The 15226-nt window shown below is 69.4% G+C and carries 13 protein-coding genes; 9 read left to right on the forward strand and 4 right to left on the reverse strand.

The features are described 5' to 3' along the window. Positions 1–90: 90 nt before the first annotated feature. From ABFY03_RS37120 to ABFY03_RS37140, 5 genes are all read left to right on the forward strand, one after another. The gene (locus ABFY03_RS37120; RefSeq protein WP_346172124.1) at positions 91–2028 is read left to right on the forward strand and encodes an AfsR/SARP family transcriptional regulator; all 1938 of its coding nucleotides are present in this window, start codon (positions 91–93) and stop codon (positions 2026–2028) included. 508 nt (positions 2029–2536) lie between these two features. Further along, the gene (locus ABFY03_RS37125; RefSeq protein ID WP_346172125.1) at positions 2537–3031 is read left to right on the forward strand and encodes a DUF3237 domain-containing protein; all 495 of its coding nucleotides are present in this window, start codon (positions 2537–2539) and stop codon (positions 3029–3031) included. Between the two features lie 822 nt (positions 3032–3853). Then, the gene (locus tag ABFY03_RS37130) at positions 3854–4420 is read left to right on the forward strand and encodes a matrixin family metalloprotease (RefSeq protein WP_346172126.1); all 567 of its coding nucleotides are present in this window, start codon (positions 3854–3856) and stop codon (positions 4418–4420) included. Beyond that, the gene (locus ABFY03_RS37135; RefSeq protein WP_319007999.1) at positions 4420–4914 is read left to right on the forward strand and encodes a hypothetical protein; all 495 of its coding nucleotides are present in this window, start codon (positions 4420–4422) and stop codon (positions 4912–4914) included. The genes ABFY03_RS37130 and ABFY03_RS37135 overlap by 1 nt, the downstream gene beginning before the upstream one ends. Before the next feature lie 328 nt (positions 4915–5242). Beyond that, complete coding sequence (locus ABFY03_RS37140) at positions 5243–5794, forward strand: SUKH-4 family immunity protein (protein ID WP_346172127.1); 552 nt, start codon at positions 5243–5245, stop codon at positions 5792–5794. Between the two features lie 416 nt (positions 5795–6210). On the opposite strand, the gene ABFY03_RS37145 is transcribed toward ABFY03_RS37140, so the two are convergent. Next, entirely contained in the window at positions 6211–7431 is a 1221-nt protein-coding gene (locus ABFY03_RS37145) for an alpha/beta hydrolase family protein (RefSeq protein ID WP_346172128.1), read from the reverse strand. Between the two features lie 272 nt (positions 7432–7703). Between ABFY03_RS37145 and ABFY03_RS37150 the strand changes: the two genes are divergently transcribed. Further along, positions 7704–8084, forward strand: a complete 381-nt coding sequence (locus ABFY03_RS37150) for a hypothetical protein (RefSeq protein ID WP_346172129.1) — start codon at positions 7704–7706, stop codon at positions 8082–8084. A 977-nt stretch (positions 8085–9061) separates the two neighbouring features. Here the strand turns inward: ABFY03_RS37150 and ABFY03_RS37155 are convergent. Continuing rightward, entirely contained in the window at positions 9062–9817 is a 756-nt protein-coding gene (locus tag ABFY03_RS37155; RefSeq protein ID WP_346172130.1) for a transposase family protein, read from the reverse strand. A 165-nt stretch (positions 9818–9982) separates the two neighbouring features. Further along, positions 9983–10582 (reverse strand): hypothetical protein, encoded by a 600-nt coding sequence (locus tag ABFY03_RS37160; protein ID WP_346172131.1) that lies wholly within the window; start codon positions 10580–10582, stop codon positions 9983–9985. Between the two features lie 776 nt (positions 10583–11358). Here ABFY03_RS37160 and ABFY03_RS37165 point away from each other — a divergent pair. The 3 genes from ABFY03_RS37165 to ABFY03_RS37175 all read left to right on the forward strand — a co-directional run bounded on the left by ABFY03_RS37165 (position 11359) and on the right by ABFY03_RS37175 (position 14010). Beyond that, the gene (locus ABFY03_RS37165) at positions 11359–12183 is read left to right on the forward strand and encodes an MBL fold metallo-hydrolase (protein WP_346172132.1); all 825 of its coding nucleotides are present in this window, start codon (positions 11359–11361) and stop codon (positions 12181–12183) included. A gap of 44 nt (positions 12184–12227) precedes the next feature. Continuing rightward, positions 12228–13057, forward strand: a protein-coding gene (locus tag ABFY03_RS37170) for an IS5 family transposase (protein WP_428838207.1) whose coding sequence is annotated in 2 segments (ribosomal slippage) — positions 12228–12582 and positions 12582–13057 — 831 coding nt in all. Because the reading frame shifts where the segments join, the coding sequence is not laid out codon by codon here. A 464-nt stretch (positions 13058–13521) separates the two neighbouring features. Then, positions 13522–14010: an isochorismatase family protein gene (locus ABFY03_RS37175; RefSeq protein ID WP_346172133.1), complete on the forward strand. Its 489-nt coding sequence runs from the start codon at positions 13522–13524 to the stop codon at positions 14008–14010. 382 nt (positions 14011–14392) lie between these two features. On the opposite strand, the gene ABFY03_RS37180 is transcribed toward ABFY03_RS37175, so the two are convergent. Next, the gene (locus ABFY03_RS37180) at positions 14393–15118 is read right to left on the reverse strand and encodes a hypothetical protein (protein ID WP_346172134.1); all 726 of its coding nucleotides are present in this window, start codon (positions 15116–15118) and stop codon (positions 14393–14395) included. Between the last annotated feature and the right edge of the window lie 108 nt (positions 15119–15226).

Here is a 15226-nt window from a genome sequence, read left to right on the forward strand (position 1 = left end):
GGGAGTGACGCAGTCAGCGTCGGCGACAGCGATCAGCAGCCGATCAGTACGCTTCGACGCCGCCGACCCGAGACGCGGAAGATGGAGGGCATGCGAATCGACGTACTCGGTGCCGTACGTGCCCTCGACGACGACGGCACGCCGGTCGACCTGGGCGGACCCCGCCACCGCGAGGTACTCGCCCGGCTCGTCGCCGCCGGCGGACGGATGGTCACCACCGACACCCTGGTGGCGGACCTGTGGGCCGAGCCGCCGGTCCGTGCCGTCGGCGCGTTGCGTACGTTCGTCGCCGCACTGCGCCGCGCCCTCGAACCCGGCCGGCCTCCCCGCACCCCGCCGCGCATCCTCGTCACCGAAGGACCCGGCTACGCTCTGCACCTGCCGCGCGACACCGTGGACGTCCACCGATTCGAGGACGCCCTGGACCGCGCCCGGCGCACCCCCGACGCCCTGACGGACCTGGACGAGGCCCTCGCGGCGTGGCGCGGCCCGGCCTACGCCGACGTGACCGGCTCCCTGTGGGCCCAGCGCGAACGGACGCGACTGGAGGAGCTGAGGCTGGAGGGCGTGGAGCTGCGCGCCCGCCTGCTCCTCGATTCCGGCGCAGGAGCCGAGCTGGTCGCCGAACTGGGCACCCACGTCACCGAACACCCCTGGCGCGAACCGGCCTGGGGGCTGCTGGCCCGCGCCCTGCACCGGGCAGGCCGCCAAGCGGACGCACTGGCCACCCTTCGCCGCGCCCGTTCGATGCTCGCGGACCAACTCGGGCTCGACCCCGGAGCCGACCTCCGGCACCTGGAGACGGAGATTCTCCGGGGCGGCGCGACCCTCCAGCCGCCGCCGTCCGTGTGGACCGCAGGCGTACGACTCGGCCCCCGCACCACCGTCGAGCTGGCACGTACCCTTGCCCTGGCGGGCGGCGACGCCCTCGTCCACTCGCGGCGCGACCGCCTCGCCGCCGTTCAGGCGGCGGAACGCACCGGAGACACCGCGCTGACCGCCCGCATCATCGGCGCCTACGACGTGCCCGCCCTGTGGAGCCGGGCCGACGACCCCGAGCAGTCCCGCGCCGTCGTCGCGGCGGCCGAGCGTGCGCTCACCGCACTCGGCACCGACGGCCCTGCCGCACTACGCGCCCGCCTGCTGGCCACCGTCGCGGTCGAGAGCCGCAGCGCCGATCTGTCCGCAGCCGAGCAGGCCCGCGCCGGCGAGGCGGCGCGCGAGGCCGAGGCGCTGGCCCGCGAACTGGGCGATCCGGCCCTGCTGGCCTTCGCCCTCAACGGCGTGTTCCTCCAGTCCTTCACCCGGCCCGGCCTCGCGCCCGTACGGGACGTGATCGGCAGCGAGATCCTCGACCTGGCCACACGACACGAGCTGCCCGACTTCGCCGTGCTCGGCCGGCTCATCCGCCTGCAATCCGCCTCGGCCCTCGGCGACCTCGCCTCCGCGGCCGCACACGCCGAGGCCGCCGAGCAGCTCGCCGTCAGCACCGAGGCCTCCCTCGTCCCCGTGCTCACCGGCTGGTTCCGGGCCCGGGCCACAGCCGCCCACAGCACCGAACCAGGCGGCCCGACCGCCGCCACGGCCGCGGCCCAGTACCGCGCCGCCGAGAACGCCCTCGCCGAGACGGCGGGCATGCCCGGGCTGCACCGGGGCCTGTTCGCCCTCGCCCTCCTCGGAGTACGTCTCCTGCACGGCCGCCCGGCGCCCACCGATCCGGCTCTCGACTGGGGGCCGTACCACCCCTGGACGCGCCCCCTGGTGCTCCTCGCCCGCGACCGCGTCGAAGAGGCCCGTACCGCCTTGTCCATGACGCCCGAACCGCCGCCCGACCACATGCAGGAGGCACTCTGGTGCCTGACCGCCCACACCGCCGCCCGCCTCGACGAGCGCCCCCTCGCCGCCCGCGCGGCAACAGCCTTGCACGCCGCCCGCGACGAACACGCGGGCGCTGCGAGCGGGTTGCTGACCCTGGGTCCGGTGGCGCGCTTCCTGGCGGAGGCGGAGAGGTGCGCGAACGGAGAATGACCGAGGCCGCCCGCACACCGCTGTCAAAGAAGCAGAGGCCGGGACGGTCCAGGGCAGGCCGCTGCGTGGATCAGACCCCCCGGGAAAACCTGCCGCAGCGAACAACCACAGAAGTGCTCTCTGCCGGCCGCCGCCGAAGAGACAGCTACCGATGCCGGCGAGCGCGCGCATCTCCTCATACGGCGCCTGAACGCTCCGCGCCAGTGCGAGCGCCCCGTGGTGCCGATCGGACGTCGAGGTTGCCGGGATCCTCGAAGAGCCGGAGGCGGCGGCCGGCCACGGGAAGTCGAGCCCGTGGACGACGCGCAGTCTGCTGCCCGGAAGCGCGCGGCCGTCGTCCAGATGGTGGCTGACCAGTAGCCGGTCCGGGTCGGCGAGACAAGGACAGGCCCTTGGCGAGGCGACGGCGCAACCGCACTACGTCAACAGCGTTGACCATTGAGGGAAGGCCTTGCCAGGATCAGCCGAACCGCCACGCCCGCCAGCCCCGCACCTCTTACGGAGTGCCGTGATTGCCCCAGACTCGCATCCCGTCGCCGGACCGGGTTTCACCCCTGCCCTCCGCTTCGCCTTCGAGGTCCGTGCGTTCCTCGCTCCCTCGCTCCATATCGGGCACGGTGCCGGAGAAGTCACCGAGTACGTCCCCATCACCGGCGGCACCGTCGACGGCCCGGGCCTGCGCGGCAAGGTCCTGGCCGGCGGCGGCGACTGGTGCGACAGACGCAGCGGTGTCTACCAGCTCGATGCCCGTTACCTCCTGCAAGCCGATGACGGCGCGGTCATCGACATCACCAACCGCGGCTATTACCACGAGGACGATCCCGCCGCCCCCGCCCAGTACGACGGCGCCCTGCAGGTGTCCGAGGCAGGCGTGTACTACCGAACCTCCCCCGTCTTCCGCACCGATGCCCCCGCCCACCTCTGGCTCGCCCGCACCGTCTTCGTCGGCCTCGCCCGCGGCGACGACTCCGAAGTCGCCATCCGCTTCTACTCCGTGACCTGACCACCGCCGCGCCAAGCCGCAACACACAGCCTCACCACACGCCCAGCCAGAACAGCCGCCATCGTGCCGACGAGCCCTCAGGAACGCCGGCCCAGCTCCGCCCCACAGAAGACGAGCGCACCCGCGGCCGCCGAATTCTCGGTACCGACTCTCCGATACTGACCGGCCCGAACCGGTCCCCGCCCTCGACACCGGCCCGCGGATCAACTCGACTCTCCTGGCGCCGGACGCTCCTCACCACGGCGGCCGTGCGCCCCTGCCGGCGCGTACCAGAGCCGGGCGGTCCAGGTGGGCCCCGACATCCCGATGACCGAGACCCATGACGCCTGTGCCGCCAGTCACCAGCACCGTCCCGGGCCCGACGAGCAGGACGAACCACTCGGACACAAGCATGACTAGCCGCCGCCGGGCAAGCGGGAGTTGACGCTCCGTCGATGCCGCGACCACCGCTGTACCGGTGCGGCCACGACCCGTGGCGGGGGCCGTGTATACCGCCACCGCCCAGCCGAGGGGCGCGTGAGGTACCACTGGCCCGGCGAGCATGTGGAGCACGCCATCGCTGGCTGCACGCCCAAGCGCGCACCGTTGCCCTGGCGCTGTTCGGCGACAGCAGCGACCATCGACACCCAACGGGCCGTCGCGCGCGCTCACTTCGTGAGGGACTCTCGAGCGGCCGGGCCTCGGGGCTGTGTCCGAGCCGCCCTATGCACCGCCGATCACGGGGCAGGGCGATTCCTGCCGGCGGGCGGGCGGCGGGACGTCTCTGCCTCGGCAGCCCCGACTCTCGCATCGATGCACTGAGTAACCGCTACGCTGCAAAGCGTGAACAAGCGATCGTTACCGCTCGTGCTCGCCGCTTCGGCCTGCCTCACCCTCACGGGCCCGCCACTCACCGCCCACGCCGCCGCACGGCCGGCGCCTTGCATCGGCGGCGCCACCGAGACCAAGGGGTTCTCGGCAGTCGACGACGGCGAGATCCGCTGGACCGACAACACCGCCTATGACGACGCCCGCAAGTACGCGATCTCGGAGTGGCAGTACAGGGGCTCGAAGATCAAGATCGTGGAGGACTCCGCCTTCACCTCCAACGACCTGGAGTTCAAGGACGCCAACCTCGGTACGGGAGACTCCGCCCCGCTCGGCCGGTACGAGAGGCACGGCAACATCGGCGCAACCGACTACATCATCTTCAACAAGCAGAAGCTGCGGGGCGCGTCCAAGGACCGGCTGCGGTACGTCGCCCTGCATGAGCTGGGGCACGCGCTCGGCTTGTGCCACAAGGCCGACACCGTCGTCTCCCTGATGTGGAAGAACGCGCCGACGCCCGGGTACGAGATCACCTGGATCCCGGACGTCGACAAGGCCAACTACAAGAAGCTGTGGGGCTGATGATCATGAACAAGCTCGCGACCGGAGCCCTCGGCCTCGCGCTGGTGGCCGCGGGAGGCCTGACCGCATACGCCTTCCTCCAGCAGGACGAAGCAGTACACGTGGAGTCGCTGTGCACGCCGACGCAGACCGACGCGGCCGAGGCCGCCCGCGCCCAGAACCTCGCGCTGGTCGACGTTGTCGAGCAGGGTGCGTACGTACCCAAGGGCGCCGACGCCGGCGTGCAGACGTTCAAGGTCCGCACCCTCGCCGTCTACAAGGGCACGCTGCCTGACGATGCGGAGATCGGCCTCCCCAAGAACACCGCTGCGCTGCAGCCCGGCCTCCGCTACGAGGTGTCCGTCCTGGGACCGGAGGCCGGAACGTGGATCGCCCGCTTCACCCGGCCGGTACCGGCGGACAAGACAGTCGAGTCGGTCGCCGAGCACTGGAAGACGGAGATCGGCAAGAAGTTCGTGGAGCCCCCCTGCTCCGACATCACCACGGCACCGTGAGTGCGATGCAAGGAGGGACGAGTCGTCTGAAGCGCCAACGACTCGTCCCAGACCGAGCCCGAACACGGGCACCCGGGCACGGCGCCCCAGCGCCTTGGCGCTCCGCCTCGGTGACGGCGGCGGGCGGTCGAATGGCTCCTCGAACTCGGTCCATTCGCCTGACGTGGTGTCCGGTACGCGTCGGTGGGACGGATCTGGGGCCGGCTCTCCGGGTGCTCTTGGTGGTGGTCGATGACGTCTTCGTCGAGCACCGAGACGTAGTCGCACGTGTTTGGACATTCATGTGTCCGAGCAAGGCGTGACCTCGGTCCGGGCGTAGGGTCCCTGCATGGACTTCGCCGTCACCGCGGACGAGGTGCGCGCCGCTTTCGGACCCACGGGCGTCGTCTACTGCCCCCGCTACACGACACCCCACCATCGACTCGACGCCCGCACCGCGCACCTGCTGAGCACGGTCGGGCTGCCCGACACGGAATGGTTCATGTCGAAGGCCAGTCAGCGAGCGGATGATCACATCGACATCCCTCGGTGGTACAGCAAGTGGGGGATCGCTCCCGACGAGTGCCGCGACTGGCTCGTGCTGGGCACGCTCGTGGACACCACCCTCGGCCTCGACCCAGACTCCGGAACCGTCTACGCCCTCAGCGACGGCCCGACTCTCATGTCCTACAGCCCCCTCCACCGGGACGTCGAATCCCTCGTCTACGCCCTCACCTACTTCGAGAGCCTGCGCCAGACCCTGGAAGAGAACGACGTGGACCGCGAGGAGCGCGTGGACGCTCTGCGTGCTCGGATCACGGCATTCGATCCCCTCCCGTTCGCCGACCAGGAGTCACAGTGGCACCTCGTCTTCGAAGAGGTGATCGACGGCATCTGGTAGCCGCTGAGCAGAGCGCCGGGACAGGCGAGGGGGACGCTCCCCACCGAGCTCAGCAGCCGACAGCAAAGGTCGAACGGCTTCGAGAGGCCCAGCGACCCTGACCACGCGTTCGTCGCCAGGCGATAGGAGGCGGGGGGCGTCTTCGTAAGGCCGGGTCTTGCGGGGCCCTGGGGAACGCCTGAGCGGCGCACGCCGCCGGCGCCGCACCCGGCGGCGTTGGCCGCAGTGGTGGAGTGGAGGTCCACGGGAGGTCTCGCCAGAACCCGAGGAGCGATGTCGTCCTGGCGCGCTATGGGGAGTCCCGGGTCTGCCGCTCTTTCGTGCGGTTCTGGGGAGCGGGAGACGTCCGGGATGGCAACCCGATCCAGGGAGCGTCCTACCACTGGAACAGACCGTGGTGCTGCGGTCCCGGCGGTTCAGAGGAGATACGTCACTGCCGGGAAGGCTCGGGTCGGCCCGTCGAGCAGGTGCGCTCGACGGTGGCGCAGGTGCTCGTCGAAGAACGCGAGCGGGTACGCCTGCTGGATCTTGACCGCCTGGTCGGGATCGAGGGTGCCGATCACGGCCTGGAGCTGCTGCTCGTTCCATCCGAACACCTTCGCCACCTGGGGGAACAGCGCCTCGTTGTCGCCGTAGGAGATGTGGACGGCGCCCTGGGCCTGGATGTCCAGCCGCCAGCCCCGCAGGTGTGACCAGAACGCCGCGGCTGCGGGATTCGTGGCCCGGCCGAACTCGGCGGACATCATCATGAAGGGCCGGTCCAGGTCTCCGGCCAGTGGCGGGTTCATCTCCATCGGTGCGTCGATGCTCAGTCCGGCCCGGATACGCTCGTCCGCGAGCATGGCGCAGGCGGTGGCGGTCCCGCCCTTCGACCAGCCGAACGCGCCCATGCGCCGTGGGTCGAGGGAGCCGAGCAGGCCGGCCGGCAGCTTCCTCTGGTCGACGTCGGGATTGCGCCCCTCGGCGAGGTCCTCCACGCAGTCGAGAATGAAGCGCAGGTCGGCGGCGAAATCTCCGGGTCGCGTCGGCGCCTGCCTGTCGCGGAGCGGGACGGCGATCCGGCCGTCGGGGAACTCGGTGTAGGTGTCGTACTGGTGAGCCACCGTCAGGACCGCGAACCCGTGACTGGCGAGCTCCTGGACGATGACGGTGTGGTCGCCCTGGTGGCTGTGCGCGCCGTGCGAGAACACCACCACGGGCAGCCGTCGGCCCGATCGCCTCACCGGAGCGCCCACGTGGCCTGCGGAGAGCGGCCCCACGGAGGCGAGGTCGCTGAAGCCGGCGTCGGCAACGAAGGCCCGGAATGCGCCGGGCGGCATCCAGGGCGCCACCGGGTACCGGTGGACGTCCCGGGCGGGGTACCAGACGGTGGCCGTCAGCTCGCGGAAGTGGCCGGAGCCCGCGATGGCGTCCGGACGCGACCGATCGACGAGGTGCAGCTGGACCGTGCCCACCGGGTGCGGTCCGGTCGGCTTGGGCAGCCTGAGCCGCGTCGCGGCGGGATCGGCCGCGGCCGGGCCGGCCCACGCGGGACCGGAAAGGGCGACGAGCGGCATGGCGGCCCCGCTGCCCAGAGCAGCTCGCAGCACACTGCGGCGCGTCATGCCCTTCCGGCTGTCGAACGGCGTGATGGTCATGGGACCTCCTGTGGGGACGGAACGTCGACCGTGCCGCGCCGGGCAGTCCGTGGGCACGGGGGAACACTGTCAAGTGCCACCCCCGCGCAGCATCGGCCCACGGGCCGACAACTCGTCGGGGCATCGGCCCACGGGTTTACACCCCGGGGTTGACGCGGTCGGCGGTGCCATCCGATCGCGAGGCCGTCCCGATCACCTCGGGCTCACGGTCCAGCAGGACCGGTGACACACGACACCGCTGTCGAGACTCGGGTTCTTGCTCGACTTGTGCGGTGTCAGGCGACTACGAGGGCGCGCGTGCCACACTGGCGCGGTGCGCGTCGCAGGAGGCGGTGCAGGGGAGAACGGATCGCAGTTTGTCCCGGTGGATCGTGCTTGCCATACCCGTCGACGGTGTCGGCGAGACGGATCGAGACGCACGAACGCTCGCGGAGTTCGACGGCAGTGCGGTGGAAGCCGAATCGGCCTTGCTGGAGGCGGCGAACACGTACGAGCACAGGCTCTGGACGGTGATGCGGCGAGAGATCTTCAAGTGCTCCAGCCGCTCCTACTTCCTCCGCATCCACGGCCGGATGGATACGTACGGGATTGTGCTGCAGCTCGCTGAGCTTGTCCACGACACCGCGGAGTCCACAAGCAAGTACTCCGCCTGAAGACGACTGAGCACAGAAGTAGCGTCGAACCGAGAACGGGACGCGCCTCTCGCGGTCGGCAACGGCACGACAGCCGTCGCGGCCTCCGCCCATAGCCGGCGTGGCCCACCGACCCCGCCCTCCTCACTCCCGACCGGGGCATCAGCGCCCGTGGCCCCCGGGTCGACGACGATCTCGTACTGGACCCGGACGAGCCTGTGTCCCCGCGCCGAGCCCCTCAACGATTCCCCACGCGCCGTGGAAAGCCCCCGGACATCCTGCTGATGGCGACTGCGTTCCCGACTACTGAGCGGGCCGACGACGGCCCGTGGTCTCCGTGCAGTCGCCTCCTCGGCACGGCCCACGGCGCCCACCGCACACTGCACTTCGCCAGGCCCTGGAGGAAACCGCGCACCGGCGGTCTGATCCGCACCGACGCCGACCGCACCGTCGACGCCCGTGATTTGCCCGCCGGCGCCCGCACCCCTCAGCAAGGAATCGCCCAGACGCGGCCAGGACGTCGGGCGCCTCGATGGCGGCGAAGAGGGCCACGAGCCGTGACTGCTCCGACCCGACGCCTCGGCATGGTGGGGGAGGCCAGGCCCGGCCAAGGGAAGCAGCTGCCGCCAGAAGGCGTCCACCTGATCCCTGGGTGCGCGAGAACCCTTCTTCAGGGTGTTGGTATGCCCGTTGTTTCCCTCATGGGACTCCGCCTTCCCGCAGGCTGTGAATCAAGGGCATTCTCGCGACTCTGAAGGCTGCATGCCTGCGCCCGGTTCGGCCTGGTCAGCCAGGTATCCGTTGCGATCGTGAGCCGGGCCAGAACCGGACAAGGTGATCCCACGGTGGCGATCTGCTCATCCCCGCACCGAGTTGCGGAGCAACGCTCAAGTGACGAGCTGACGCCATCTCGGATGCAAGTTACACACAGAGTGCTAGCCTCCTCACCAGCCAAGAGGGGGGTACCGAGTGAAGAAGCTACTGAGCCTTTTCCAACCTCACGCTGACGCGTGGTGAAGGACGAGGACGGCCTGGACGACCGCTGTGATGCGGTTGGTGCTGCAGCGGAGCTTCCGTAGGAGACGCCAGCCCTTCAGGGTGGCCATGGCCTGTTCGCCGAGGCAGCGGATCTTGGCGTGCGTGCTGTTGTGGCGGCGCTGCCACCGCTTGAGTCGACGGCCGCGGAAGGGCACCCGGATGGAGCCGCCGGCGCCCTGGTATGCCTTGTCGGCCCAGCACTTGAGGTCGGCTTCGGTGAGAGCTTCGACGATCCCGTGAGTGCGGGCGGCGGTCAGGTCGTGGGTGGAGCCGGGCGACGCGGGCGAGGCCCACAACAGGCGGCCGAACGGGTCGGTGAGGACCTGGACGTTCATGCCGTGGCGTTTATGTTTCCCCGAGTAGTACGGGGTGTCGGCGGCGATCTGGTCGATCGGCAGCAGAGTGCCGTCCAAGATCACGAACGCCTTGGTCCGCGCGATGCGCATCGCCTCGGCCAGGGTGGGCGCGAGCGCGGCCAGGACGTCGACGGCCTCGCGTATGTAGCGGTATGCGGTCGCGATGCCGATACCGAACCCGGCGGCGAGCCGGGCGTAGGTGTCGCCGCATCGCAGATGGGCCAGAACGAGCAGAGCCTGACGACCGGTGGTCAGACGCCGCCACCGGGTCCCGATCTCTTGCCGCCTGGCTGTCAGACGCCCGGTCAGGAACCGCAGGGTGCGACTGGACAGGTCGATCGAGGACGGGTAGGCAAGCACGCGAAGCTCCTGGCGGACACGGGTGATCTTGGTCGAGAAACCCGTCTACCAGGAGCTTCGTCGTTCCGCAGTTCCGTCCAACACGTGTGACTGAGCGCTTCAGTTGGCCGGTTGAGCGTTGACCGGGCAGGTGCGCCGTATCCCCGTGCGGGCGCCGTCCCCGTTCTACTCCACCGGCTCGCGCCAGGCGGCGACGAGATCCTGGAAGCCCGAGAAACGGGTGCCAGGAACAGTCTCACCACTGATCGTCTCGCCGTTGAGCCAGCAGATGTCGAAGATGTCGGTCTCGGTGTCGAGGAGGCAGCACACACCACCGGTGGTGGCGGTGAGGTCGGTGAAGACATTCCTGACGCTTGCGGACTGCACGAACATCCGGCTCATGCTCGAGGTAGCGGCGGTGAACTGCAGTGACGCAAAGTTCGGGTGCCATGCGGGGGAGAACCTGACCGTCAGGTAGATGTACCCGACCGACACCCGTCCCTGCTCGTCGACCCTGTCGGAATCGCGGAGGAAGACCTCGCGCACCGCGTCGTCGACGCCGACGACGATCGAGGTGTCCAGTTCGAGCGAGCCGCCTGCCGAACAGTCGACCGGTTCGCTCTTGAACTTCGAGGTGAACGGCACGATCACCTGCTCTCCGCCCGGCAGGGTCACCGGAAGCGGCGGCGTCTCGCGGCCTTGGGGGGCGAGCACGGCCAGCCGGGTCAGCGCTCTCGCAACGTTGCGAGGGGGCATGAAGATCTTATAGCTGTAGTCCAGCCCCATACCGTCCCGCCTCCCCTGTCCTGAACCGTCATCCTGTCATGATCGGGATCGATCGCCCAGTTGATTCCAACGTGGCTGACTTCGTCCGGACGCAGTCGGCAACGCAGCGCTCAGTCACAACACGCGGCCCCGCCGGCAGGTTGGAAATGGCTCAAGGTCGATAGCGTGACCGAGCCTCTTCCCCTGCTGTGAAGGCGCGACTCCTGGCTGATGGGGTCATGGCTGACTGCGAAGTCATCGTCGCCGGTTGTGCGAGTTCGTGCGGAGATGGGCGCGGGTGAGCACCGCACCGCAATGCCGTCCGCTCGGCGCCGGCACCCCCGACCGGCTCCCGCCTGACCAGTGAGCCCCGCACCGGCGCCCGCAACCCCGCCGCCCACGAGTGGACTGCCGCCTCGACTGCCTGGCGCTCGCGCTGCGCACCTGTCGACGGCACCTCGGCGCCGGCCCCGTTGGCCCCGACCCCGACCCCGCCCCGCAGGAGCAGAACGTCGCTTCTTGTGGCGTGATCATTCGTTGGTCCCTGCATGACGGATCTCGTCGAGCGGCTGGCGTCGGAGAAGTTATGGGTGTTGTTGAGGCGGATGGTGCCGCCGACAGGGAGCCTCTTCCATCCTGAAGTGCATTCCTCGGGTCCTCAGTTGCCGCGGGTTGGCCCTTGAGGAAGCTGTCCGTGGACGGTCTCGCCGCAGGATCACCCTCACTCGCCACGTCCGGTTGTGTGGATGTGCGCCAGCCCCCCTGGCAGGGTGCGGAGACCAAACAGGGAGGGACCCATGCTGAAGCAAGTCGCGGAGGGCGTGCTGATCCACCAGAGTGAGTTGCTTGGGAACAACACCGTTGTCGTGCAGGGCAGGGACGGCGTGCTACTCGTAGACGCCGGGATTACCGGTGCCGAGATGACCTGCCTGGCGAACGACCTTCGAGAGCTGCGCTGGCCCGTGGTGGCAGGGTTCTCGACGCATCCCGATTGGGATCACGTGCTCTGGCACGCTGAACTCGGAGAAGCGCCCCGTTACGGCACAGCCCGCTGCGCAGCCGTCATGCAGGAGGTGTTGTCGAACGCGGACTGGAAAGCCGGCGTCACCGAAGGGCTGCCCCCGGAAATCGCTGAGGACACACCGCTCGACCTGTACGGCCTGATCACTGGCCTGCCTGCTGAAACCACGCAGCTTCCCTGGGACGGCCCCAAGGCGCGGATCATTGAGCATCCGGCGCATGCCCCGGGCCATGCGGCTCTGTTGATCGAAGAACGTCGACTTCTCATCGCAGGCGACATGCTCTCCGACGTCTTCGTTCCCATGCTCAACGACACCGGCAACCCGATCGATGACTACCTGGTCGGGCTGGGGCTACTCGAGGGCGTAGCGGACGACGTCGACGTCCTCATCCCCGGACATGGGTCCCTCGCCAGAGATGAGGAGGTACGTGCAAGGATCAAACTGGATCGAGCGTACGTGGAGGACCTACGTGACGCCCGGGTGTCCAGGGACCCACGGGTCGTATCGCCCAAGCCCGGCTGGGAGTGGGCAACCAACATCCACGAAGGGCAGGCCCGAAGCCTCGCCCGAAGAGGCAAGCGCGACGAAACGCCTGGCTAGGTCGTGTCTTCAATTGATCTTGAGTGGTGGATCATGGTCGGGTGATACGTCGCCATGAACTGTCCGATGCCGAGTGGGAGTTCGTCCGGCCGCTGCTGCCTGCGCCCTTGCGGGGCCGGAAGCGGTTGGACGACCGAAGAGTCCTCAACGGGATCGTGTGGAAGTTCCGCACCGGCACCGCCTGGCGGGATGTGCCCGAGAGGTACGGGCCGTGGCAAACGCTGCACACCCGCTTCCGCCGGTGGGCCCTGGACGGGACCTTCGAGCGGATGCTGCGGGCCGCGCAGGCAAAGGCGGACGCGGCCGGGGACATCGACTGGCTGGTGTCGGTCGACTCCACCGTCGTGCGAGCCCACCAGCATGCCGCCGGGGCCCGAAAAGGGGGCTCTGCCCACCGGCACTCGGACGCTCCCGGGGCGGCCTGACCAGCAAAATCCACCTTGCCTGTGACGCCTTCGGCCGCCCGCTCGCCTTCGTGGTCACGGGCGGGAACACCAACGACTGCACGCAGTTCACCGCCGTGATGGACGCGATACGAGTGCCCCGCATCGGCCCCGGACGGCCCCGCATCAGGCCCGCCCACGTCCTGGGCGATAAGGGCTACAGCTCCAAAGCCATCCGCACCTGGCTGCGACGGCGCGGTATCAGCCACACCATCCCCGAGCGATCCGACCAGGTCCGCAACCGGCTCCGGCGCGGCAGCCGCGGCGGACGCCCGCCAGCCTTCGACAAGCAGCTCTACAAGCGCCGCAACGTGGTGGAGCGGTGTTTCAACCGCCTCAAGCAGTGGCGCGGCATCGCGACCCGCTACGACAAGACCGCCGAGTCCTACCAAGCAGCCGTCACCCTCGCCTCGCTCCTGATGTGGGCGTGACATTGAAGACAACTCCTAGCAGGCTGCTTCCGCCACAAGCCCCCTGTCAGCGGGCCACTTCAGAGCCGCCAGCGCTGAACGCGTTGGACTGTCCTGCCCAGCTATGAAGCTCCTGGTAAACGGGTTTCTCGACCAAGATCACCCGTGTCCGCAAGGAGCTTCGCGTGCTTGACTATCCGTCCGTCCTCCATCGACTTGTCCTCCAACCGCACCTTGCGGTTCTTGGTCGGAGAACTGACGGCCAGCCGCCGGGACATCGGGACGCGGTGGCGGTGACCTCCCGTGGCACGCCAGGCCCTGCTTGCCCTGGCCCTCCTGCGGTGACGCCTACGCCCAGCTCGCGGCCGGGTTCGGCATCGGGATCGCCACCGTCCATCATCGGCATCTCACCCTGGGACGGCGGGAAGAGCGGGCTCGGTTCGAAGATCTGTTCTTCCGGGCGGGGCGGTCTTATGATCACCGGCATGCACTCCGCCCTGGTCCTGATCGACCTGATGCCGCGCATCATCGCTCTTCCTCTCGCTCCCCACACGGGAGTGGAAGTGCTGGAGCGCGGCCGCGAGCTGGCCGAGTCGTTCCGGGCACGGAAGCGACCCGTGGTGATGGTACGGGTGGAACGTCCGGGCGTCGCGGAACAGCCGCCCGGCAGCGACTTCGCCGACGGCCTGGTGCACGACGGCGACATCGTGGTGGTCAAGCAAACGGTCGGTGCCTTCTACGGAACCGGCCTGGATGAGCGCCTGCGCGCCCTGGACGTGGACACGCTGGTGATCGCCGGACTGGTGACCACGATGGGCGTCGAGTCCACTGCGCGGGCCGCGTCCGACTACGGTTACCAGCTGGAGTTCGTGGTCGACGCGATGTCCGGACTGGCCGCGGACGAACACGACTTCGCCGTGGAGCGTGTCTTCCCCCGCTTCGGCGAGGTGCGGAAGACCTCTGACTACCGGTGACACCGCCCCACGTGCCCTCGTTCACTGACTAGCCGGGGGCCCAGGAGCGTCGTCGCCGGAACAGCGGCCGGCACCTTGCCCCATCGTCGGCGGCATGGAGCTGCGCCGCGTCCCCTCCACCGTGCGCCGGGAGACGGTCGCTCGAACCGATCTCGTCGGATCCGGCCGTATCCCGGCGCGGAACACTGTCGCGTGGCGCATGCCGGGCATACCCGACCCCGGCAGCCCCGGCAGCCCCGGCAGCCCCGGCAGCCCGGCCCGGTCCACCCGGGCCCCGAAGCGTCCGCAGCATCAGTCGCCCGCCCAGTGTGGTGCGGCCCGGCAAGGGCCCGGCCCCGCCCCCGAGATGGAGGGCAGGGCCGGACCGATCCAAGGTGAGACGTCAGGAGACGTAGAGGCGCGTGGGCTTCGGGAAGTTGCTCCGGTAGCCCTTCAGCTCACGGATGTCGGACGGCTTGAGCTTGATGCAGCCGGCCGACTTGTAGTCGCCGTTGCCGTCCCAGCGCGTCGGCTCGGTCCTGCCCTGCTTGCCGTTGGACTTCATCTCGCTGTGGATGAACAGCGCGTCGCGCTTGGTGCCCTTCTTCCCGTTCGCCTTGCACCGCTTGTCCTGGAGCTTCCAGACGATGCCGTTGATGGTGCCGGCGAAGTTGTTCTTGAAATACTCGATCTTGTAGTCGCCGCTGGGCAGCCAGCCCACGTTGCTCTGGCAGGGGTTCTGCCCGACCTTCCTCTTGGCGTTCTTCGCGTCGCCCAGGCCCGACCCCGCGCGCCAGCTGTCGAGCACGTACGAGCGCGTCTTGTCGGGGCTGATCTGCCGGACGTGGATCAGCGACAGGCGGGAGTTCGAAGGGTCCTTCTTGTTCTTCTTGAACTGGAGGTAGGTGTAGCTCCTCGCGGCCGCGGACGCCTTGGCCGTCGTCACCTCGGCCGACTGCGGAGCCGCCACCGTCGAAGCCGTCGAAGCCGTCGCCGACGCCGACACCGGGGCCGATGCCTGCGCCCCCGCCGCCGCCGGGACCAGCCCCACCACCACGGCTGCCGCTCCCGCGGTCGCCAGGGCCTTCAGGGACCGGTGCGCGGGCTTGGCCGAACGTGTCGTGATCATGAAGGGTTCCTCCCCGTCAGTGCCCCGTGACCGGGGCTGCCTCCGGCCCCGACCGGGCCGGCAACACCGAGTTCACCAGCGCCGACGGTTGTTCAGCAGGCCCCCTCC

Source organism: Streptomyces roseofulvus, assembly GCF_039534915.1.
Taxonomy (GTDB): Bacteria; Actinomycetota; Actinomycetes; order Streptomycetales; family Streptomycetaceae; genus Streptomyces; species Streptomyces roseofulvus.